At 63.0% G+C, this 20,277-nt stretch carries 19 protein-coding genes; 8 read left to right on the forward strand and 11 right to left on the reverse strand.

All coding sequences use genetic code 11. The features are described from left to right. Positions 1 to 17 precede the first annotated feature (17 nt). Both AC04SF_RS10600 and AC04SF_RS10605 read right to left on the reverse strand, forming a co-directional pair. On the reverse strand, positions 18 to 866 hold the full coding sequence (locus AC04SF_RS10600; protein ID WP_488477740.1) for a MipA/OmpV family protein: 849 nt from the start codon (positions 864 to 866) through the stop codon (positions 18 to 20). A 141-nt stretch (positions 867 to 1,007) separates the two neighbouring features. After that, entirely contained in the window at positions 1,008 to 1,970 is a 963-nt protein-coding gene (locus tag AC04SF_RS10605; RefSeq protein WP_488477741.1) for a cupin domain-containing protein, read from the reverse strand. A 213-nt stretch (positions 1,971 to 2,183) separates the two neighbouring features. Here AC04SF_RS10605 and AC04SF_RS10610 point away from each other — a divergent pair, with 213 nt between their 5' ends. The 4 genes from AC04SF_RS10610 to AC04SF_RS10625 all read left to right on the forward strand — a co-directional run bounded on the left by AC04SF_RS10610 (position 2,184) and on the right by AC04SF_RS10625 (position 4,788). Beyond that, positions 2,184 to 2,954: an alpha/beta hydrolase gene (locus AC04SF_RS10610; RefSeq protein ID WP_488477742.1), complete on the forward strand. Its 771-nt coding sequence runs from the start codon at positions 2,184 to 2,186 to the stop codon at positions 2,952 to 2,954. A 150-nt stretch (positions 2,955 to 3,104) separates the two neighbouring features. Then, the gene (locus AC04SF_RS10615) at positions 3,105 to 3,965 is read left to right on the forward strand and encodes an alpha/beta fold hydrolase (protein WP_488477743.1); all 861 of its coding nucleotides are present in this window, start codon (positions 3,105 to 3,107) and stop codon (positions 3,963 to 3,965) included. A gap of 67 nt (positions 3,966 to 4,032) precedes the next feature. Further along, positions 4,033 to 4,527, forward strand: a complete 495-nt coding sequence (locus AC04SF_RS10620) for a DUF302 domain-containing protein (RefSeq protein WP_488477744.1) — start codon at positions 4,033 to 4,035, stop codon at positions 4,525 to 4,527. Positions 4,528 to 4,578: 51 nt separating this feature from the next. Further along, positions 4,579 to 4,788 (forward strand): hypothetical protein, encoded by a 210-nt coding sequence (locus tag AC04SF_RS10625; protein ID WP_488477745.1) that lies wholly within the window; start codon positions 4,579 to 4,581, stop codon positions 4,786 to 4,788. 36 nt (positions 4,789 to 4,824) lie between these two features. Here AC04SF_RS10625 and AC04SF_RS10630 read toward each other — a convergent pair whose 3' ends face one another. The 6 genes from AC04SF_RS10630 to AC04SF_RS10655 all read right to left on the reverse strand — a co-directional run bounded on the left by AC04SF_RS10630 (position 4,825) and on the right by AC04SF_RS10655 (position 12,701). After that, positions 4,825 to 7,506, reverse strand: coding sequence for a phosphoenolpyruvate carboxylase (locus AC04SF_RS10630; RefSeq protein ID WP_488477746.1), 2,682 nt, complete (start codon positions 7,504 to 7,506; stop codon positions 4,825 to 4,827). Positions 7,507 to 7,630: 124 nt separating this feature from the next. Further along, positions 7,631 to 8,530 carry a succinate--CoA ligase subunit alpha gene (gene sucD / locus AC04SF_RS10635; protein ID WP_096447120.1) on the reverse strand — a complete coding sequence of 300 codons (900 nt, stop codon included), beginning with the start codon at positions 8,528 to 8,530 and terminating at the stop codon, positions 7,631 to 7,633. Between the two features lie 14 nt (positions 8,531 to 8,544). Then, entirely contained in the window at positions 8,545 to 9,732 is a 1,188-nt protein-coding gene (locus AC04SF_RS10640; protein ID WP_095204071.1) for a malate--CoA ligase subunit beta, read from the reverse strand. An 18-nt stretch (positions 9,733 to 9,750) separates the two neighbouring features. After that, positions 9,751 to 10,728, reverse strand: coding sequence for an HpcH/HpaI aldolase/citrate lyase family protein (locus tag AC04SF_RS10645; protein ID WP_488477747.1), 978 nt, complete (start codon positions 10,726 to 10,728; stop codon positions 9,751 to 9,753). A 13-nt stretch (positions 10,729 to 10,741) separates the two neighbouring features. Beyond that, a complete protein-coding gene (locus AC04SF_RS10650) occupies positions 10,742 to 11,932 on the reverse strand; it encodes an aminotransferase class V-fold PLP-dependent enzyme (protein ID WP_488477748.1) in 1,191 nt (396 codons plus the stop codon). Positions 11,933 to 12,080: 148 nt separating this feature from the next. Then, on the reverse strand, positions 12,081 to 12,701 hold the full coding sequence (locus tag AC04SF_RS10655) for a LuxR C-terminal-related transcriptional regulator (RefSeq protein ID WP_488477749.1): 621 nt from the start codon (positions 12,699 to 12,701) through the stop codon (positions 12,081 to 12,083). Positions 12,702 to 13,125: 424 nt separating this feature from the next. Here AC04SF_RS10655 and mgtE point away from each other — a divergent pair, with 424 nt between their 5' ends. From mgtE to AC04SF_RS10670, 3 genes are all read left to right on the forward strand, one after another. Next, positions 13,126 to 14,538, forward strand: coding sequence for a magnesium transporter (gene mgtE / locus AC04SF_RS10660; protein WP_488477750.1), 1,413 nt, complete (start codon positions 13,126 to 13,128; stop codon positions 14,536 to 14,538). A 188-nt stretch (positions 14,539 to 14,726) separates the two neighbouring features. Beyond that, positions 14,727 to 15,533: a hypothetical protein gene (locus AC04SF_RS10665; protein WP_488477991.1), complete on the forward strand. Its 807-nt coding sequence runs from the start codon at positions 14,727 to 14,729 to the stop codon at positions 15,531 to 15,533. Positions 15,534 to 15,776: 243 nt separating this feature from the next. Further along, a complete protein-coding gene (locus tag AC04SF_RS10670) occupies positions 15,777 to 16,163 on the forward strand; it encodes a MerR family transcriptional regulator (protein WP_006203215.1) in 387 nt (128 codons plus the stop codon). Positions 16,164 to 16,169: 6 nt separating this feature from the next. Here AC04SF_RS10670 and AC04SF_RS10675 read toward each other — a convergent pair whose 3' ends face one another. Both AC04SF_RS10675 and AC04SF_RS10680 read right to left on the reverse strand, forming a co-directional pair. Continuing rightward, positions 16,170 to 16,646 carry a methyltransferase family protein gene (locus AC04SF_RS10675; RefSeq protein WP_488477751.1) on the reverse strand — a complete coding sequence of 159 codons (477 nt, stop codon included), beginning with the start codon at positions 16,644 to 16,646 and terminating at the stop codon, positions 16,170 to 16,172. Next, positions 16,643 to 17,641 (reverse strand): heparan-alpha-glucosaminide N-acetyltransferase, encoded by a 999-nt coding sequence (locus tag AC04SF_RS10680; protein WP_488477752.1) that lies wholly within the window; start codon positions 17,639 to 17,641, stop codon positions 16,643 to 16,645. The genes AC04SF_RS10675 and AC04SF_RS10680 overlap by 4 nt, the downstream gene beginning before the upstream one ends. A 226-nt stretch (positions 17,642 to 17,867) precedes the next feature. On the opposite strand from AC04SF_RS10680, the gene AC04SF_RS10685 reads away from it, so the two are divergent. Further along, the gene (locus AC04SF_RS10685; protein ID WP_488477753.1) at positions 17,868 to 19,067 is read left to right on the forward strand and encodes an MFS transporter; all 1,200 of its coding nucleotides are present in this window, start codon (positions 17,868 to 17,870) and stop codon (positions 19,065 to 19,067) included. 3 nt (positions 19,068 to 19,070) lie between these two features. On the opposite strand, the gene AC04SF_RS10690 is transcribed toward AC04SF_RS10685, so the two are convergent. Next, positions 19,071 to 20,240: an aromatic ring-hydroxylating oxygenase subunit alpha gene (locus tag AC04SF_RS10690; RefSeq protein ID WP_488477754.1), complete on the reverse strand. Its 1,170-nt coding sequence runs from the start codon at positions 20,238 to 20,240 to the stop codon at positions 19,071 to 19,073. Between the last annotated feature and the right edge of the window lie 37 nt (positions 20,241 to 20,277).

Raw genomic sequence — 20,277 nt, forward strand, 5'->3', positions numbered from 1 at the left:
TGCATTATGTGTGGGCATCAAAACCGATATCCGACGAGAAGCATCCCCGAGGGCTGGACCTTGTCGACAACAACAGGGCTGTCGGCAGCGTCCCCCATAAGAATGCCGACCCCCGCCTGGCCACGCACCATCCAGTTGTGATTGAGCATATATGTGGCGGAAATCGAAAAATCGGCGCGCTTCAACCCCGCGCCGGCGTTGTATTGGGTCAGCCCCGAGCGAGCCGATTGTTCCGGCGTGACGCCGAAATAGGCCTGCATGTATTTCTCGTCGGCGAAGACGACCGACGCGCCGGCGCCGACCATCCATGATGGGGACAGAGGCTGGGTCACCTCGATGCCAAGCGTACCCTCCATCCCGTCGCTGCCGCCAATGGTCTTGTCCAGCTGCGCGAAGATTTCGGCCGGGCCGAACTTCATCGCCGCCTTGGCGCCGACGATGGCGCCGATGTCGACATCCCCCAGGCCGCGCAAATGATCGGAATCGTCTTCCTTGCGGCCCATGTCATAGCCAAGGCGCGCGCTGAATTCGAACGGTCCTTGCTCATAGAGGGCGATGTTGGCGCCCGTCGGGTCGATCCTCACCGTGTCGAGGAATGTCGCCGATATGAAAGGCACCGGCATGACCTTGAACTCGTTGCTGCCCTCATATTTGGGGACGATGATGGCGCCGCCGCCCAGGACGACATGCCAGTCGGCCAGTTTCTGTTCGAAGCGCCCGAAACGCGTGGGATCGGGCGGCGGGGTCAGATCCTCGGTGTCGACCGCAATGGCGTCCGCCGCCTGCACGATCTCCGTTGAAAACACGATTGCCATCGCCGCGAGCGAGACCCGGCGGGCCACCATTCCAGAAACCATTTTGAACATGCATGCTCCAGAGCAGCGAGGCAGTAAGAGCCCCCGATGCTCGGACTATTTCAGGCGAAGATGGCTGCATGCGTGAAGTGATGTTAAGTTTTGTTGCGCAATCTTGGCCTGATCTTGTCGCACGGCCACAAGCGCGGGAGGTCAATCGGCGACTTCTGCTTCCAGAACGCCACCTTGCCCTCGGCCACCGTCAGACCGGCGAACTGCTCGGTAGCGGCCAGGCGATAGGCCGTGATGTCGATGGAACAGCTTCGAAAACGCGGCCGCGGTCTCATAGCCGACACGGGTCGCAATCCGCGCAATCGCCTCGTCGCTTGTTTCGAGCAGAAATGCGGCCTCCGACATCCGGCGTGAGATCAGATAACGGTACATGGGCTCGCCAACGAGCCTCGTGAAGCGAGCCGAAAACGCCGACCGACCAAGCCCCACGCTTTGCCCGAGCTCGCCAAGCGTCCAGGGCCGATCCGGTCGTTCGTGGATCAACTGAAGGGCCGGTCCTATGTGCGGGTCCGCCATCGCCCCCAGCCACCCACCTTCTCCGGGGCCGAGCGACTTGATCCAGCTTCGCAACACCTCGACGAAGAGCACTTCAGTCAGACGTGACAGCGCGACGCCTTGTCCGGGACGCTCGAGCGCCGCCTCGCTCACCATGCGTTGCAGAATCGCCTCGAGCCATCCTCCGTCTTCCGTCGGCTTCAGGAGAAGCAGGGGCGGAAGCAATTCCAAAACGCTGCCGCGCGACGGCCGCGCCACAGTGAAATTACCACAGATCATCGTCGCGAGCGGCTGCTCGCCGCCTCCGTGACGAATGAGGCCAAGACGCCCGGCCAGCCGATCAATGTCGACAATCGGCAACGGCTCCGTCCGGCTATCCGAGTAGATCACATGGGGCTCGCCACGCGTGACGACGACAAAGTCGCCCTCGGTCATGTGGAGTTCTCGTCCCTCTTCGAGTGCGAGGGTAGCCGAGCCACGGCTGAGATAGTGGAACAGGGCGTAGGGGCGCTTTGGCAACGCGACATTCCAAGGATGGCCGAGCTCGAAGTGGAACAGCAAGGTTCCGCCAAGGCGAACGCGATCGAGCACTTCAGCGAGGATGTCCATCGTCCCGATGTTAATATGACGGACGGTCAGACACAATATTCGGACGATTGAGGCCTAACGTCCAAACGCTCCACGTACTAGTTGATCGCTAGTCGAGCCAACAGGTGGCGCGGCGACCATCACCCGAACGGCAGATGGGAGAACCACGACTGTTGCCGACACGCCTGCCTTTCCTCGGACCCGCGTCGTCCGTCATCACAACAGGAGCAATCAATGCGAAATCTTCTACTCTCAGTCGCCACCGTGCTCATGGCCGGAGCAACTGTTGCCGCCCCCGCCCAACCAGCTCAACTGCCCAAGGGGGCGGCTCACAACATCGTGCTCGTCCATGGCGCTTTCGTCGACCAGACGAGTTGGAAGCCGGTTGCCGATATCCTCACGAAGAAGGGCTACAACGTAACGCTCGTCGAAAACCCGCTCACCTCCCTCGCGGCGGACGTCGATGCCACCAAACAGGCGCTCGCCAAACAGGACGGCAAGACCGTTCTCGTTGGCCACTCCTGGGGCGGTGTGGTCATCACGCAGGCAGGTGACGATCCTAACGTCTCGGCGCTTGTCTACGTCTCCGCATTCGCGCCGGACGTGGGAGAATCTTTGGCAAGCTTAGCCAAGAGCGGTCCGGCAACTGAAGGCGGCGCGGCGATTCATCCCGACGAAAAGGGCAACCTCTACATCGATCCCAAAGTGTTTCCTTCGGCAGTCGCGGCTGATCTTCCTGCGGAGATCGCCGAATCCCTGGCAAATCATCAGCTCCCGTTGAACCACACAGCGTTCGAGGCTCCGGTCGATACCGCAGCTTGGCACGACAAGCCGACATTCTACGTGATCAGCACGAAGGACAAGGTCATCGCACCCGAGGTCCAGAATATCTTCGCCACCAGGATGAAGGCCAAGACGACGGAGGTCGCCGGCAGCCATGCCTCCCTGGTCGTCCACGCGAAGGAAGTCGCCGCGGTGATTGAAAAGGCCGCACTCGTGAAGTGACGATACCGCTCCCGGCACTTTCGTGCCGGGAGCACCACCCCGCTCGGCGGACTACGGAATGCGTTGGACCGCGAGCGGCTCAAACCTAGCCAAAAAACCGCGCCAGCTACTCCCACTCGATTATCCAATGCCAAGCACCCGGAGGATGACATGACTGAACTCGACACCGCGAGCCAGGACGCCACCACACTAGAAACGGCGCCCACCCTTTACATCGAAGGCAGCGGAATCCGCTTCGCCTATCGCCGCCTCGGCCCATCAACCGGAACGCCGCTGGTTCTCCTGCAGCATTTCTCGGGCAACATCGACGCCTGGGACCCCGCCGTCGTGAATGCCCTGGCCACCGATCGACCGGTGATCGCTTTCGATAACGCCGGGGTCGGCCGCTCGACAGGCCAAACGCCCGACAATATCGTGGCGATGACCCGGGACGCGGTCGCTTTTATCGAACTGCTCGGCCTCTCCGAAGTCGACCTGCTGGGCTTTTCCCTCGGCGGCTTCATCGCGCAGCAGATCGCCGCCGAGCACGGAATGCTGGTCCGCAAGCTCATCCTCGTCGGCACTGCTCCGAAAGGCGGAGAGGAACACCTGTTGGCGGTTTTGCAGGACGCGTTTTCCCAAACGGAGGCGCCGGACCCCCGCCTGCCGCTGTTCTTCACGAAGTCGTCCGCCAGCCAGTCGGCCGGCCTGGCGTTCCTGAACCGGGCGAAGGTGCGTAAGGAAGACCGGGATACCGATAACGGCAGCACGGTAACCGATCCGCAGGCAAAAGCGCTTATTACCTGGTGCGCCACTCCTGATCCCGAGCACGCTATTCTGCGCGCCATCCACCAGCCCACCCTTGTGGTCAGCGGCAGCCACGACACCATGCTGCCGGCGGACAACGCCTACGCAATGTTCAAGGCTCTAAGCAACGCCCAACTGGTCCTCTATCCCGATTCCGGCCACGGCGCCCTGTTTCAGCACCACGAATTGTTTGTCAGCCACGTCCGGACCTTCCTGGAAGCGTAATCGGCGGTGGCATAATCCGGCGCGATTGGCCGCGCCTTTATTCATGAGAGCTGCAGCGGAGAAAGAAATGACAATCGCAAAGGTCGAGGTTGAGCGTTTCAGCCTGACGTGTTCCAAACCATTCGACGCCGTTGTGGCCGCGCTCAAGTCAGCGGTCGGGCAACCTGACATAGTCGAATTTTTCAAGGCGACGAGGGCCGCAAGTTCCTTTCCGGAATTGGAGCGCGTCGTGCAAAGCGGCCTCGGCCGCACAGGTCTCATGCTCTTCGCTGAATTCGACCTGGGCGCCATTCTGCGCCGCGAAACTGGAACCGAGACTCCCAAGAGCATGCGGTTCCTGGTGGGCAATCCACTCATCATGAAAGAAATGGTCAGGCACGTTCCCGATGCTGGATCCTACGCGCCAGTCACAGTCCTTGTTGATGAACGTCTCGATGGCGTGCATGTCTCCTACGACACAATGGAGAGTTGTCTGCTCCCTTATAGCAGTTTGGAGGCTCTTGCAGTCGCTCGCGATCTTGATGCGAAAATCACAAGCTTGTTACGCGAATGCGCGCACTAAGCTCGTGATGACGGAAGGGGCGCGCGGGCGTATGTGAGGGGGACACCCAGCGTGGAGAGGCGCGGAAGTCCAGCCGCCTTCTTCATCCTCGCCAGCGTATCCGCCGCAACCTCACCAAACGACGACGGCGTCGGCACGATGACGACGCAGGTCTCTTTCAGGATTTCGACCTTCTCCTGCGCCGCCTCAACGACGGCCGAGATGACGGCGCCGGCATGGCCCGTGCGCCAGCCCTTTGCCGCCGAAAGCGATGCGCTGTAGGTGCCTTGAACGACCACGGCTTGGCAAAACCCGAGCCTATCCCGTCCACCCAAGGCCGGCCGAGATGCAATTGATCGATACGAGCAGAGCGTCAGTGGCTCGCTTTTGATCCACTGTCCCGGTGTTTGTCCGAACTTCACGCAACAGATCGACCTGCAGCCGGTGAATATCATCCATCTGTCGCCGCAGATTGTCGAAGCGCCGCTTGAACATTGGAAAGCGCGCTGAGAGATCGCCTCCCGTGAGGTCACCAATCAGGCGCCGCGTCAGCTCGTATTCGGCGGCGATGCGGGCGTAGATCCGCCGGGCCGCATCGCTGTCGGACACCAGGCGGGCGTAGAGCTGAGCGATCTCCATGTCGGATTGGTAAAGCGTCTTTTCCGCCTCGTCGACGATCAGGCGGAAGAAGCGCGAGTGCTCGAACATGCGGGCCAGAAGCTCGCGCCCGGCCTCGCCGCGCACCGCGACGAAAGCGCTGAGCGCGCTGCCGATGCCATACCAGCCGGTCAACAGATGACGGTTCTGGCTCCAGGCGAACACCCATGGAATGGCGCGCAGGTCAGCAATACCGCTGGCGCCGAAACGGCGCTCCGGCCGTGAACCCATTTTGAGGAGTGCCAGTTCCGCGACCGGGCTTGCCTGGTTGAAATAGTCGAGGAAGCCAGGCTCAGCCATCAGCCCGGCATAGGATGCCTGCGACATGCCTGCCAGCGCTTCCAGCGCTTCATTGAACTCCGGCGTTTCCTTCGCCTCGACATCACCGGGCGATCCGACACTGTGGGCCAGCACGCCGGCGGCGAGAATCTCGAGTTGGTTGAGCCCGGTGCCGCGATTGGCGAATTTCGACGATACGACCTCGCCCTGCTCGGTCACCCGCATGGTTCCAGCGACAGTGCCTTCGGGCTGCGCCGCGATCGCCCGACCGGTCGGCGCGCCACCACGGCTGACAGAGCCGCCGCGACCGTGGAAGAAACTGATCCTGACCTTGTGCTTGCGCCCGACGACAGCGAGGCGCTTTTGCGCTTTTGCCAGTTCCCAATTGGAAGCGAGGAAGCCGCCGTCCTTGTTGGAATCTGAATAGCCAAGCATGATTTCCTGGCGCGCGCCGAAATCTCGCACCGTCCGCCTCACCAGCGAAACGGCGAGCAAATCATTCAGGATGCCAGGGGCGGCCTGTAGATCAGCGATGGTCTCGAACAATGGCACGATCCGCAGCCTGATCGTGCCGCCGCCGGGCGAGGTTGAAAGTCCGCAATATTGCGCCAGCAGATAGACCGCCAGAAGATCGTCGGCCGAGCGGGTCATGCTGAGGACGAAGGAGCCGACAGCGTCGGCATCCAAGCCGGAAGTATGGTCGCCGATGACGGAGAATGTCGAAAGCAGTTCACCTGCTTCAGGCGAGAGCCGGCCTGCGTCGATCTCCCGCCGCTCGCCCTGGCTGATGGCTGCGCGAATGCGCGCCGACCATTGCGGCGTGCCAGCCGCGACCGGATCGGCGGGATTTGTCAGCGCAAACAACTCGGCTAGCACCCGGTTGACCTCCGTGGAGTTCTGCCGGATATCGAGCGAGACCGTACGGAAGCCGAAGCTTCCGACTTGCCAGAGCAGAGGCTGGACGAAACGCTTGGCTACCGCGCGTCCTCCGATTGCTTCGAGGACACAATACAGGCCGTTCAGATCAGCACGAAACGCCTCTGCCGAGTGGTACGCCGCCGTACCGCCGTTTCGCGTGGCCTCCAGCCGGGCAAGCAAGGCCGAAGCAAACTGGCGAAGCGGTTCGTCAGGATTGCGGGCGGCGATCATGTGCGCCTGTCCGCTTTTATCAAGCGCGGTTTGCAGCACCGGTTTGAAGCTGGCCGGCAGGGCGACGACATTCGAGCTGGCGCTGAGCACCGTAACCAGCCGCTGCACCTGCGTCAGATACCAGCTTATGGCGGTATCGCGGTATTCGGTGATGGCATGGGCGGTGACCGAGGCCGTCACATTGGGATTGCCATCGCGATCGCCACCGATCCACGAGGCATAGCGCATGAAGGAGGGAATTCTGATCGGCTCTCCCGGATAGTGACGCTCGAAGGCGCCTTGAAGCTTGCCATAGAGCTGCGGCGTTGCCTCGAAGATGACTTCGCGAAAGAAATGCAGCCCCCAGGCGATTTCGCGTTCGACAGTCGGGCGCTCAAGCCGCAACTCGCCCGTCATCCACAGAAGCTCGATCTCGCTTTCCAGATCGGCGATCAACAGGTCGCGTTCGCGCGGCGCCCAGCGCGGCTGATCGAGTTCGGTCAGCTTACGATAGATACGGCGGTGGATCTCCAGCACCGTGACGCGTTTGGCCTCCGTCGGGTGCGCGGTCATGGTCGGGCCGACGCAAAGCTCATTGAGCGTCGCCTGGACTTGCTGCGCTGAGTGGCCGCTGGCTGCCATCTGCGCGATCACGCTGGCGAGGGAGCCCGGCACTTCGTCGGCACCCGCGCCTTGTTCGAGTTCGCGACGCGCCCGCATGGCAAACAACTCGTCTGCTATCGCCAGCAACTGGAACCATACGCCGCTCGCCTGAAGCGCCGGGATGCGCTGCTCGGCGGCGAGGGAGACAAGCGACCTGCGTCCGGTCAGGACGGCGGCGATCTCGGGCTCACGCGCGCTTGCGACCTGCAGCAGCAGGCGCAACAAAAGGCTGCGCTCGTCCTCACGAAAGTTGATGCGTCTGCTCTGTTCCAACTGCTTTCCTGATCTGTCCGCATCGATTGCTGCTATAGCCGCGCCGTGGACGTCCTCCAGCGGCTTCAGCGCCGCTGGAACAGACTTCACGTCTTGCGCTATGCGGCCTTCGCCCGGTCGGCCATCACGCCGCCTTCTTCATCCGCGCCAGCGTATCGGCCACCACCTCGCCGAACGACGACGGCGTCGGTACGATGACGACACCGGCCTCCTTCAGGATTTCGACCTTCTCCTGCGCCGACTCGCCGAAGGCCGAGATGATGGCGCCGGCATGGCCCATGCGGCGGCCTTTCGGGGCGGAGAGGCCGGCGATGTAGGCGATGAGGGGCTTGCGCATGTTGTCGCGCGCCCAGATCGCGGCTTCGGCTTCCTGCGGGCCGCCGATCTCGCCGATCATCACCACGGCGTCGGTTTCGTCGTCCTGCTCGAACAGTTTCAGCATGTCCTTGAAGGAGGAGCCGTTGATCGGATCGCCGCCGATGCCGACGCTGGTCGACACGCCGATGCCGAGCGCCTTCATCTGCGAGGCGGCCTCGTAGCCGAGCGTGCCGGAGCGGCCAACAATGCCGACGCGGCCGGGCAGATAGATGCTGCCCGGCATGATGCCCATCAGCGCCTGTCCCGGCGTGATGACGCCGGCGCAGTTCGGGCCGATCAGCCGCATGCGGTCCTCGTAGCGGTAGCGCAGCATGTAGCGTTTGACCTGCATCATGTCCTGCGAGGGGATGCCGTCGGTGATGCAGACACAGAGTTTTATGCCGGCATCCGCCGCTTCCATGATCGAATCGGCGGCAAAGGGCGGCGGCACGAAGACGATGCTCGCCTCGGCGCGGGTCTCGCGCACCGCGCCCTTGACCGTGTTGAAGACGGGCAGGCCGAGATGCTTCTGGCCGCCCTTGCCGGGTGTGACGCCGCCGACCAGCTTGGTGCCGTAGCGTTTCATGTCCTCGGCGTGAAAGCTGCCGATCTTGCCGGTGAAACCCTGGACGATGACCCGGGTGCTGCGGTTCAGCAGAATTGCCATTTTTTCGACCTCCCTCAGGCTGCTTTTTTCTTCTTGGCGGCCGCGCGCCAGGCGGCGACGGCTTTTTCGGCGGCTTCGGCCAGCGTGTCGGCAACGATCACCGCCTCGCCGGAATCGGCCAGGATGCGGCGGCCTTCTTCGGCCTTGGTGCCGGAGAGCCGCACCACCAGCGGTACGTTGACGCCGACTTCGCGTATCGCCTTGATCACGCCTTCGGCGACCCAGTCGCAGCGGTTGATGCCGGCAAAGATGTTGACCAGGATGGTCTCGACATTCTTGTCGCCGAGCACGGCGCGGAAGGATTTCGCCACCCGCTCGGGCGAGGCGCCGCCGCCAATGTCGAGGAAGTTGGCCGGTTCGCCGCCGGCGATCTTGATCATGTCCATGGTCGCCATGGCCAGACCGGCGCCGTTGATGATGCAGCCGATATTTCCGTCTAGGCCGACATAGGAGAGGCCGCGGTCGCTGGCGAAGGTTTCGCGCGGGTCTTCCTGGCTCTTGTCGCGCAGCTCGGAGATTTCCGGCCGGCGGAACAGCGCGTTCTCGTCGAACGACATCTTGGCGTCGAGCGCGATCAGATTGCCGTCGCGGGTCACCACCAGCGGATTGATCTCCAGCATCGACGCGTCATAGTCGCGGAACACCTGGTAGCAGCTGAAGATGGTTTCGGTCGCCTTGCCGATCAGATTGTGGTCGAGGCCGAGGCCGAAGGCGATCTCGCGGGCCTGAAAGCGCTGCATGCCGACGCCGGGATCGACCGATGTGCGCAGGATGGAATTGGGTTCTTTCTCGACAATGTCCTCGATCTCCATGCCACCGGCGGCCGATGCCACGATCATGACGCGCTCTTCCTTGCGGTCGAGCACGAAGCCGACATAGAGCTCCTGCGCGATGTCGACGGCTTCCTCGAGATAGAGGCGCGAAATCAGCTTGCCGCGCGGGCCGGTCTGCTGGGTCACCAGCTTGCGGCCGAGCATGGCTTCGGCGGCGTTGGAGATTTCCTCGTCATTGGCGCAGAGCTTGATGCCGCCGGCCTTGCCTCGGGCGCCGGAGTGCACCTGCGCCTTCAAGACCCATTTGCTGCCGCCGATCTCGCGCGCCCTGTAGGTGGCCTGCTCGGGGCTGTAGGCAAGCCCGCCGCGCGGCACATGCACGCCGTGGCGGGCGAGCAGTTCCTTGGCCTGATATTCGTGGATGTCCATCTTGTCCTCCCGTAACTTTCAATGCGCGGCGACGCGCGGCTCTCGTTGACCAAGCTGGCCGGCGCGTTCGATGGCTTCGTTGACCACCAGAACATTGCGCGCCATGCGCTCCGACGCGGCGTCGATCATCTTGCCGTCGAGGGCGGCCGCGCCCTTGCCCTGCGCCTCGGCCTCCTTCAGCACTTCGAGGATGCGCCTGGCGCGTATCACCTCTTTTTCCGGCGGCGAGAACACGTCGTTGGCGAGCGCGATCTGCGAAGGGTGGATCGCCCATTTGCCTTCGATGCCAAGGGCTGCGGCGCGCCTGGCGCCAGCGATATAGCCCTCGGGATCGGAGAAATCGCCAAACGGCCCGTCAATGGCGCGCAGGCCGTAGGCGCGGCAGGCGACGGTCATTCGCGACAGGGCGAAATGCCACTGGTCGCCGGGATAGTCGGGGTTGAGGCCGCCAATGTTGATGGTACGCGCCTTGCAGCTCGCCGCATAGTCGGCGACGCCGAAATGCATGGCTTCCAGCCGGCCTGGCGTCGCGGCAATCGCCTCGACATTGGCCATGCCGAGAGCCGTCTCGATCAGCGCTTCGAGGCCGACGCGGGTTTTGAAACGCTTGGCCATCTCGATCTGGTTGACCATGGCCTCGACCATGTAGAGATCGGCCGGCACGCCGACCTTCGGCACCAGTATGGTGTCCAGCCGGTCGCCGGCCTGTTCCATCACGTCGACCACGTCGCGGTACATGTAGTGGGTGTCCAGCCCATTGATGCGCACCGACACGGTCTTGCCCTTGGCGCGCCAGTCGATGTCGTTCAGCGCCTGGATGATGTTCTTGCGGGCGCGTTCCTTGTCGGGCGGGGCGACGGCGTCCTCGATGTCGAGGAAGATGAAGTCGGCGGCGCTGTTCGCCGCCTTGTCGATCATCTCCGGGCTGGAGCCGGGAACCGCCAGCTCGCTGCGCTGCAGGCGGAGTTTCTTCAGGTGGTTGATGGTGTGGCTCATCGTCGGGCTCCCCTCAGGCGGCTTCGGCGACCGGCACTGTGGCCGAGGCGCGAAAATGCTGGATGGCGGCGCCGACGCCGGAGCCCGGCGCCAGCCGCACGCCGCAATCGAGCAGCGCCATTTCGGCGGCCGACAGCGAGGACAGCACCATCACCTCGTTCAGCCAGCCGAGATGGCCGATGCGGAAGACCTTGCCCATCACCTTGTTGAGGCCGCCGCCGAGCGAGGTCTGGTAGGTGCGGTAGGCGCGCTTGACGATGTCGCCACTGTCGATCCCTTCCGGTACCAGGATGGCGCTCACCGTGTCGGAGTGCCATTTCGGCGCCTTGGCACAGAGCTTCAGGCCCCAGGCGTCGACCGCCTTGCGCACGCCTTCGGCCAGGCGATGGTGGCGGGCAAAGATGTTGTCCAGCCCTTCCTCGGCGATCAGGTCGAGCGAGGCGCGCAGGCCGCGCAGCAGCTGCGTCGCCGGCGTGTAGGGAAAGTAGCCGGCATCATTGGCGCGGATCATGTCTTCGAAGGAGAAGAAGCAGCGCCTGTGGGTGGCGGTCCTGGAAGCTACAAGCGCCTTCTTGCTGACCGATAGGAAACCAAGGCCGGCGGGCAGCATGAAACCCTTCTGCGAGCCGCTGACGGCGCAGTCGACGCCCCATTCCTCCTGGCGGAAATCGATCGAGCCGATCGACGACACGCCGTCGACGAAGAGCAGGGCAGGGTGGTTGGCATCGTCGAGCGCGGCGCGGCAGCCGGCAACGTCGCTGGTCACACCGGTCGCCGTTTCGTTCTGCGTGCAGAAGACGGCCTTGATGCGGTGCGTCTTGTCCGCCTTCAGCCTCTCGGCATAGAGTTCGAGCGGCACGCCGGTGCCCCATTCGCAGTCGATGACATCGACTTCGAGGCCGAGGCGCTCGGCCATGTCGACCCACAGATGCGAGAACTGGCCGAAGCGCGACATCAGCACGCGGTCGCCGGGGCTGAGCACATTGGTCATCGCCGCTTCCCAGGCACCGGTGCCGGAGGAGGGGTAGATGAAGACGCGGCCGGTCTCGTTCTTGAAAACCGCCTTGATGTCCTCGAACAGCGGCAGAGTGAGATCGGGGAAGGACGCGGCGCGCATGTCCTCCATCGGCAGGTTCATCGCCTGCCGGACCTGTTCGGGAATGTTGGTCGGTCCGGGAATAAAAAGATGGGTGAAACCGGCCATGATGCGAACTCCTCCTGATCCAGCAAAGCGGTGGGGGGAGTTTCGTTTCGACGGCTAAAGCCAACAACACCTTGCCGGGTAACATCTCGCCGCGCGCGGGTGGGGAAAGCCTACCCGGTTGGCCTACCCGACTGGCCCGGGTTTTGGCCTACCCGAAAGGTTGCTTCTGGGTACGCCTTTCGCGCGCATAGAGCGCGACGGCCATCGCCCGGTTGCGGACGTCGAGCTTGTCGTAGAGATTCTTGAGGTGGTACTTCACCGTGTTCTCGGAAATGCCGGTTCGCGTCGCGATCTGCAGATTGGTCCAGCCGTCGGACAGCACCGCCAGCAGCTCGCGCTCGCGCACCGTGAGCTGCGCCAGAGGCGTGTCGTTGACCTTGTTGATGTCGATATAGGGGATGCAGATGCGGCCATGCGCGACCGCCAGGATCGTGTCGAAGATGATCGCCGGATCGTCGAATTGGAAACAGTAGCCCTGAGCGCCGAGCCGCACGCATTGCTTCAGGATGCCGATGTCATGGTCGTTGGAAAAGACGGTGATGCGGACATCGAGCTTGCGGCTCTGGACCTCGGCCAGGACATCCGCGCCGTCCATGTCGGCAAGCTTCCAGCCGATGATTGCGACGTCGAAGCCGCCCTTCGCCGCCAGGTCGAGGAACTGCTTGCCGCTTTGCACGGTGCTCAACAAGTCGAAGCGGCCGTCGCATTCGAGCATTTCGCGCAGCGCCGATATGACGAACGGATTGCGCTCGGCGACGACGATGCGCATGCGCCGGTCGCCAATTGCCTTGCTCGTTTTCCCGGGCTTGCTGTTCAAGGGCCGTTTTTGTCCTGGGCTGGTTGTGCCGCAACTCGGCGGCCAGGCTTCAGGCCTGGACCCGTATCATGACAATTCTGCCCCAACCGCGCTGGGGTGCTCTTTCCCCAGCGACATCGGCTGTCGCGCCGTCTGAAGCCGGGATTGGCTGGTTTTTGATGGGAGAGGCATTGCCGGTCAGGCATCCGCGATACGCTCGCCGGGGTGGCGTGGAACACGCGTTTCGTTTGATATTCCGTGCCTTAGAGCGATAAGTTCTCAAATCGAATCGCGCCTGCACGCGAGATGCGTCGGATTTCCGCGAAACCGATTTCCGCTTTAAGGTCCGATGCTCTAGACCTGAGACACAATTTTTCCGGGATGGCGGGAGGCGCTGGTGGAGGACAGGCAGACGATCTCCGCCAAGGCGGCTGACGACGCCCACGCCGACATCTATGGCGAGGACGGTGCGGTCCTTTCGTCCTTCCTTGCCCAGATCGGGGCTGCGATCGCCGACCGCGATACGTTGGCCCTCAAGCATGAAGTCGACCATCTGCACCAGTCGGAACTTGGCGACCTGATCGAGGCGCTGCATCCCGAACAGCGGCGGGCCCTGGTCGAGCTGCTGGGCGCCGATTTCGACTTTTCCGCGCTGACCGAGGTCGACGAGGCGATCCGCATGGAGATCGTCGACAATCTGCCCAATGCGCAGATCGCGCAGGCGGTGCAGGCACTCGATTCCGACGATGCGGTCTACATTCTCGAAGACCTCGAAAAAGAAGACCAGGACGAGATCCTGTCGCAACTGCCGTTCACCGAACGGATCAGGCTGCGCCGCTCGCTCGACTATCCGGAAGAGACCGCCGGGCGGCGCATGCAGACCGAGTTCGTCGCGGTGCCGCCGTTTTGGACCATCGGCCAGACCATCGACTACATGCGCGAGGACAAGAACCTGCCTGAGCGCTTCAGCCAGATCTTCGTCATCGACCCGACCTTCAAATTGCTGGGCGCGATCGACCTCGACCAGATCCTGCGCACCAAGCGCACGGTCAAGGTCGGGCAGGTCATGCATGAGACGCGGCACGCCATTCCGGCCACCATGGACCAGGAAGAGGCGGCGCGGGAGTTCGAACAGTACGATCTGCTTTCGGCTGCCGTCGTCGACGAGAACGAGCACCTGGTCGGCGTGCTGACCATCGACGATGTCGTCGACGTCATCCAGCAGGAGGCCGAGGAAGATCTGCTGCGCATGGGCGGCGTCGGCGACGAAGAGCTTTCCGACAGCATTTTTTCGACCTCGCGCTCGCGCGTTCCCTGGCTGCTGATCAATCTCTTGACTGCATTCCTGGCGGCGTCGGTGATCAGCCTGTTCGACCGCACGATCGAGCACATCGTGGCGCTTGCGGTGCTGATGCCGATCGTCGCCGGCATGGGCGGCAATGCCGGTTCGCAGACCATGACCGTTACCGTGCGGGCGCTGGCGACCAAGGACATCGACATCTACAATGCCGGCCGCATCATCCGCCGCGAAATGGGCGTCGGCTTCATTAACGGCATCATCTTCGCCATCCTGATCGGCATTGTCGCCGCGGCCTGGTTCCACGATCGCAATCTGGGCGGCATCATCGCGGCGGCGATGATCATCAACATGTTTGTCGCCGCCTTGGCCGGCATCCTGATCCCGCTGCTGCTCGACCGGTTCAAGATCGATCCGGCGGTGGCGTCGGCGGTGTTCGTCACCACGGTCACCGACGTTGTCGGCTTCTTCGCCTTCCTCGGCCTTGCCACCTGGTGGTTCGGCGTCGCGTGAAGGCATAGGCCTCTCTGGGGCACGGAAACTTGTGGTCCGCCCGGCAGTCGGACGATATATGCTTCTGCCTCCACCAAAATACTGCCCAAGATGGACGGTGTGGCCGGCGGTCCGTGAAATGCCGGATAAATGCACCCACCGTATTTGGATTGAATGATCTGCGTGTCGATTGGCAACAAGGAGGCGCGATGATGCGTGCGGTATCCTTCCGACTTATGACGGCATTGATCTTCGGGATCTTCGCTGTCTGCCCGGCGGCGGCGGATTCCGCCTATTCACAAGCTGATATTTTGCAAGGGCTTAAGTCGGTCGCACTGTTCAATGCGGACTACATGGTGTTGCTGCGCCAGCAGGAACTCGCCTGCGCCAAGACTTCCACGGCCAACGATGCGAACTGGGCGCGCGAACGTCAGACGTTTGTTTCCGAGGCGCTGCGCAGCGGCTTCGATCGCGCGACGGTCGAAGCGATCGACGCGCGCCTCGCCGGTGGCGATACTCTAAAAGCCGGCCAGACATGCCCCAGCGCGGGAACGTCACAGCCTTGGACCGACTTTGCCCGGACCGTGTTCACGGACGCGTCAAACGGACTGGCTCTTACGGCGTATACGTTTCCGTTAAAACCGCGGACGCTAGATCAACTGGACCAGATCAAAGCACTTGTTCGCGAAAAAGAGCCGATGCGCATAAGGACGGAGCGATGCTTTCAGGCGATCGCACCCGCGATGTTTGCCCTATCTTGGACAAACGGGATCGCCGAGAACATCACTGTGCTGAAGATGATGGCGGACGCCGGCTTTCCGACTTCCGAAATCGCAGACGTTGCCGAAATCCTGGATTTGAAGTCGTTCCTGGTCGTTCCGACCAAAGCCGAGGCGGCAAGCATGGTTGACAGTTGCAAGGCCGACACCGGCTGGCAAGAGGATTATACCGTGAGGTTTGACCTGCGGCCACTGGAGCACGGCGTTGCGAAGATTCTCTATGAAGTCCCACAATAATGTCTTCTCATGCCGCGGCGGCAGGACCAGTGAGTCCACCTCCAGGCGGATGTTTCCGACTTAGCCTCACGCACGTTGAGCCGATGCGATTGCCCTGGGGTGTGGGTCCCGCTCAATTGACTTTTACGTAAATGCCGTGCGAGGCTCGCGCGGGGGCCATGTCGATTCCGACAGGCAAGGGTTTGGTTCGGGACAGAAGGCGACGCCGCGTGGTGTTGCCCAGGCTTCCGGCATGGAGCGACAATGCGGGAATATTATTCGATCACCGAACTGACCCGCGAATTCGACGTGTCGACGCGGACACTGCGTTTCTACGAGGATGAGGGACTGGTGCAGCCGGTGCGGCGTGGCCGCACACGGCTGTTTCGCCCGTCCGACCGCCATCTCATCCGGCAGATCATGCGGGGAAAACGGCTCGGCTTCTCGATCAACGAGATCCGCGAAATCATCCAGATGTACAAGGAGCCGCCGGGCGAGGTCGGCCAGCTCAAGCTGATGATCAAGCGCATCGAGGAAAAGCGCGAGGATCTACGCCAGAAGCGCCGCGACCTCGAGGAGACGCTGGCCGAGCTCGACCAGGCCGAGGAGTCCTGCGTCGAGCGGCTGGTTGAGCTTGGCGTCAACACGTAACGCTGTTCAAATCCAGCGCCGCACGCGTTTGGCGTAGTCGCGGTATTTCTTGCCGAATTTCGCCGCCAGCACCTTTTCCTCACGCTCGATGGCGACCTTCTGCGTGACGAAGGCGGCGATGAACGCCAGCGGCAGGAACCAGACGATTCCCGAGACAAAGGCGACGCCGATCAGCAGCAGCGTGTTGGCGAGATACATTGGGTTGCGGGTGATGCCGAAAGGACCTGTGGTGACGAGGTGCTCCGGCACTGCATTGGGATTGAGGGTGGTCCTGGCCCGCATCATGGTGCGGATGGCGGTGAACCAGAGTGCCGCGACGCCGAACAGCGCCACCCAGCCGGCGGCGAACAGGAGGTCGCCCAGGAGATCGCCGATCCAGGGCAGGGGATAGAGCAGGCCAAGGATGACGCTGATGGCGATCGCCGCGACGTAGATCACCGGCGGCCACGGTATCACACCAGGCTTCGGCTGGGTTTCGGTCATTGCGTTCCTCCCTCGTCCATCTTGTCCTCGGTCTGGGCCGTGCAACTGGCGGCCAGATCGCCCAGATGCGCTCGGAATTCGGCACTCTGATCGTTGTTCTCGAGCCGATCAAGCGTGGCCTCGCCCTCGATCGTCGTCAGCATGCAACTGCAATAGCTGGTGCAGAAGGTTGCGTTGCGCGTCTGCTCGCAGGAGCGCTGGCAGGTTTTCAGGAAATTGACCTGCGGGGTTTCGACCTGGGCCGGCATGATCTGCGAAAACAGCCAGACGCAACCGATCAGCAGCGGCTGGTGGATCAGGTAGAAGGCGAGGCTGTGGCGCCCGATGAAGACCAGCGGACTGGCCCAGCGGCCGGGCATGAGGCTCGCCAGACGGGCTCGCAGGCCGGAGGCGGAAGCGAGTTTCGCCACGCCGATGCCGACAAGCACCGCGCCGAACCATGGAAACAGCGGTACATAGTCGTTGGATCGCGGATTGATCGCCGAGAGGCCGATCCACCACAGCCAGGGATGGTCCAGGGCTTCGAAGCGCAGGTAGACTGGCGCGGCGATGACAAGCGCGGCAACGACAAGGGTCAGCAGGGCCGGCAGCCGCAGGAAGGCGAGGCCGAGCAGGCTGGCGAGCGCGATCTCGTGCAGGATGCCGAAGAAGATGAAGCCGTCCGGTGTTGCGATGCGGGTGACCACCGAAATGGCGATCGCCGCTCCGGCGACCATGGCGAAACGCTTCCAAAAACCGTTCCAGCGGATTTGCTGGCCGTGGGCGAGGTAGAGGCTGACGCCGACCAGGAACAGGAAGGTCGAGGCGATGCAGCGCGCGTAAATCTTCCACCAGCCGAAGGCGGTGAGGCCGGGATCGGTGTAGCCGAAGAATTCCAGATCCCAGGTGAAATGGTAGCTCGCCATGGCCAAGAGCGCGATGCCGCGCACGATGTCGATGGCGACGATGCGCCTGGATGGCTCCGGAACGGATGCGGTCGGCGTGTGGATGGTCATGGTCTCGCGTTCTGATTCAGCCCCCGCCTGAGGACTATCACGGTTGGACGGGACAGAAGAAGGCCGGGGAGCACGGCGATGCAGGCACCGGACGCAGCGCCGCTTTAGGCCAGCGCCGGGAAGTCTTTGACCGACTTCGCTTTTCACGGCCTATGCGTCGGTTTCCTCTTAATCGTCCGGGAATGACCACGGCAGATTTGGCCGGTGATTCTGGTTTGGGGAAGCAATGTCCACCCATGTGCGCCATCCGATCTGGCTTCCGGCCCTCAAGGCCGCGGATGCGCGCACCTTCGCCTCGCTCTATGCCGTCGAATCCTTCGCTCGCGCCACGGTGTCGAGCGTCATCCCGATCCAGGCCTACGAAATCCTGCACAACGAGCAGATCGTCTCGATCCTCTATACGATCGTGGCGCTGCTCGGCCTGTCGGTGACCTTGTTCATGCCGATGCTGATCCGCCGCTTTGCCCGGCGCTGGGTCTACACGGCGGGCGCCTGCCTGCTCGCCATCGGCTCTCTGTTTTTCGTTACCCACACGCTTGCCGGGCAATTGGCGGGCATGCTGTGTCGGGTGATGGGCGCCAGCGCGCTTTCGATCACGCTCAACCTCTACATCATGGACCACATCCGCAAGACCGACTTCATGCAGGCCGAATCGTTGCGCATGGCGTGGTCGATGCTTGCCTGGACCGGCGGGCCGACGCTCGGCATCTTCCTCTACACGCGCTTCGGTATCTATGCCGCGCACGGTGCGGTGGCGGTGTTCGCGCTGGCGCTCTTGGCGCTGTTCTGGACCTATCGGCTGGGCGACAACCCGTCGATCCGGCCCGGCAAGACACGGCCGGCCAATCCGCTTGCCAATATCGGCCGCTTCATCGCGCAGCCCCGATTGAGGCTTGCCTGGCTAATCGCCTTCGGCCGCTCCTGCTTCTGGACGACCTTCTTCGTTTATGGGCCGTTGTTCATGGTCATCACCGGCGAGGGCAAGCTGGCCGGCGGCCTGCTGGTCTCGGCCGGCAACGCGCTTTTGTTCATGGCGATCTTCTGGGGCAAGGCGGGCAAGCGCTTTGGCGGCCGCAAGACCATGACTTTCGCCTATTTCGCCATGTCGGCGATGCTCCTGGCAGCAGGTACGGTGGGCGAGAGCGTGCCGTTGCTCACCGGCGCTTTCCTGCTGTGCGGCGCCTTCTTCACCATCGCGCTCGATGCGCTGGGCTCGACCGCCTTCATGCGCTCGGTGCGCTCCTATGAGCGGGCGCAGATGGCAGCGGTCTACCGCACCTATCTCGATTTTTCCGAGCTGACGCCGCCGCTGGTCTATTCGGTGGTGCTGGCTTTCTTTGGACTGGGCTCGGTGTTCGTCACGCTCGGGCTGCTGGCGGCGGTTTGCGGGCTTGTCACGTGGCGCTACCTGCCAAAGTCTCTGTGAGGATCAGGCAGAAAGTGCAGCGTGGCGCTCGCGCACCCAGTTGTGGAAGCGGTGCAGGTCGTACTCCTCGGGCATCAGCACGCCGGCGGCGTGGCGCATCGAATGCAGGCCTCTCTGGTTGACCTCGCAGATCGCCGCGTCCTCTTCCAGCACCTGTGTGCCGAAGGCGACGATGTTGTCGATGTCGGTCACGGCCAACGCCTCGGGCGCGAACAGCCATTCGGCGACAAGCTCGGTCTGTTCCGGGCCGAGCGGCACCAGGCGCACGGTCCTGACATAATCGACATGACCGACGACGAACATCGACGGCAGGCTGGTGGCGTAGGTCTGGCCGGCGGCGCGTTCGGCCGGGGTCAGCCCTGAGAGGATCGGCCCATGCGTCTGGCCATCGCGTGACCAGGTCTCGGCGCCGGCGCGCAGGCCGCCGGAAAACTCCGGCGCATCATTGTCGGCGTGGCGTACCCATTCAGGATCGTCGTGACGGCTCATCAGGCCGCGGCCATAGATCGGCACCAGCCGCGATAGGTCCTTGTGAACGCCGGGGCAGTGCAGGCACTCGTTGAAGTTTTCCCAAAAGATCTTCCAGTTGCAGTGCATCACCTTGCGCAGCACATGGCCCGATACAAGCGCTTCCAGCGGCCAGTTGCCGAGATCGCCGGAGGCCGGATCGAAGGATGCCTGTGCGGAGCCCGCCGCGTCCTCCTGCAGATTGATGAAGACGAAGCCGCGCCACACCGAGAGCGCGACGCGGTAGAGCGGATGGTCGGCCTTGTCGAATCCATCCGGCAGCGATTTGGACGGCACGCGCACGAGATCGCCGCGTAGCGAATAGGACCAGGCGTGGTAGGGGCACGTGATCAGCCGCGCCTTCAGCCGGCCCTCGCTCTCCTGGCAAAGCTGCGAGCCACGATGGCGGCAGGTGTTGTGGAAGGCACGCAAAGCGCCGGTGTCGTCGCGCAGCACGATGATGTCCTGCGTGCCGATGCGGAATCGGCGGAAGGCCAGCGGCTTTGCCAGATCGGCCTCGCGGCAGGCGAGCAGCCAGTTTCTGTACCAGATGGCGTCGAGGTCGAGCTGGTACGCCGCTTCATCCCAATAGGCCGACGAGGGCAGGGTCGATTCGGCCCGGGTCAGGCCATTGTAAGGGGCGCGCTCGCTGGCAGTGGGCTGCATGGCTGGCTTCCTGTGAAGCGGTCAGCCGACACCCGGC

Source organism: Mesorhizobium sp. CNPSo 4671 (genome assembly GCF_057784245.1).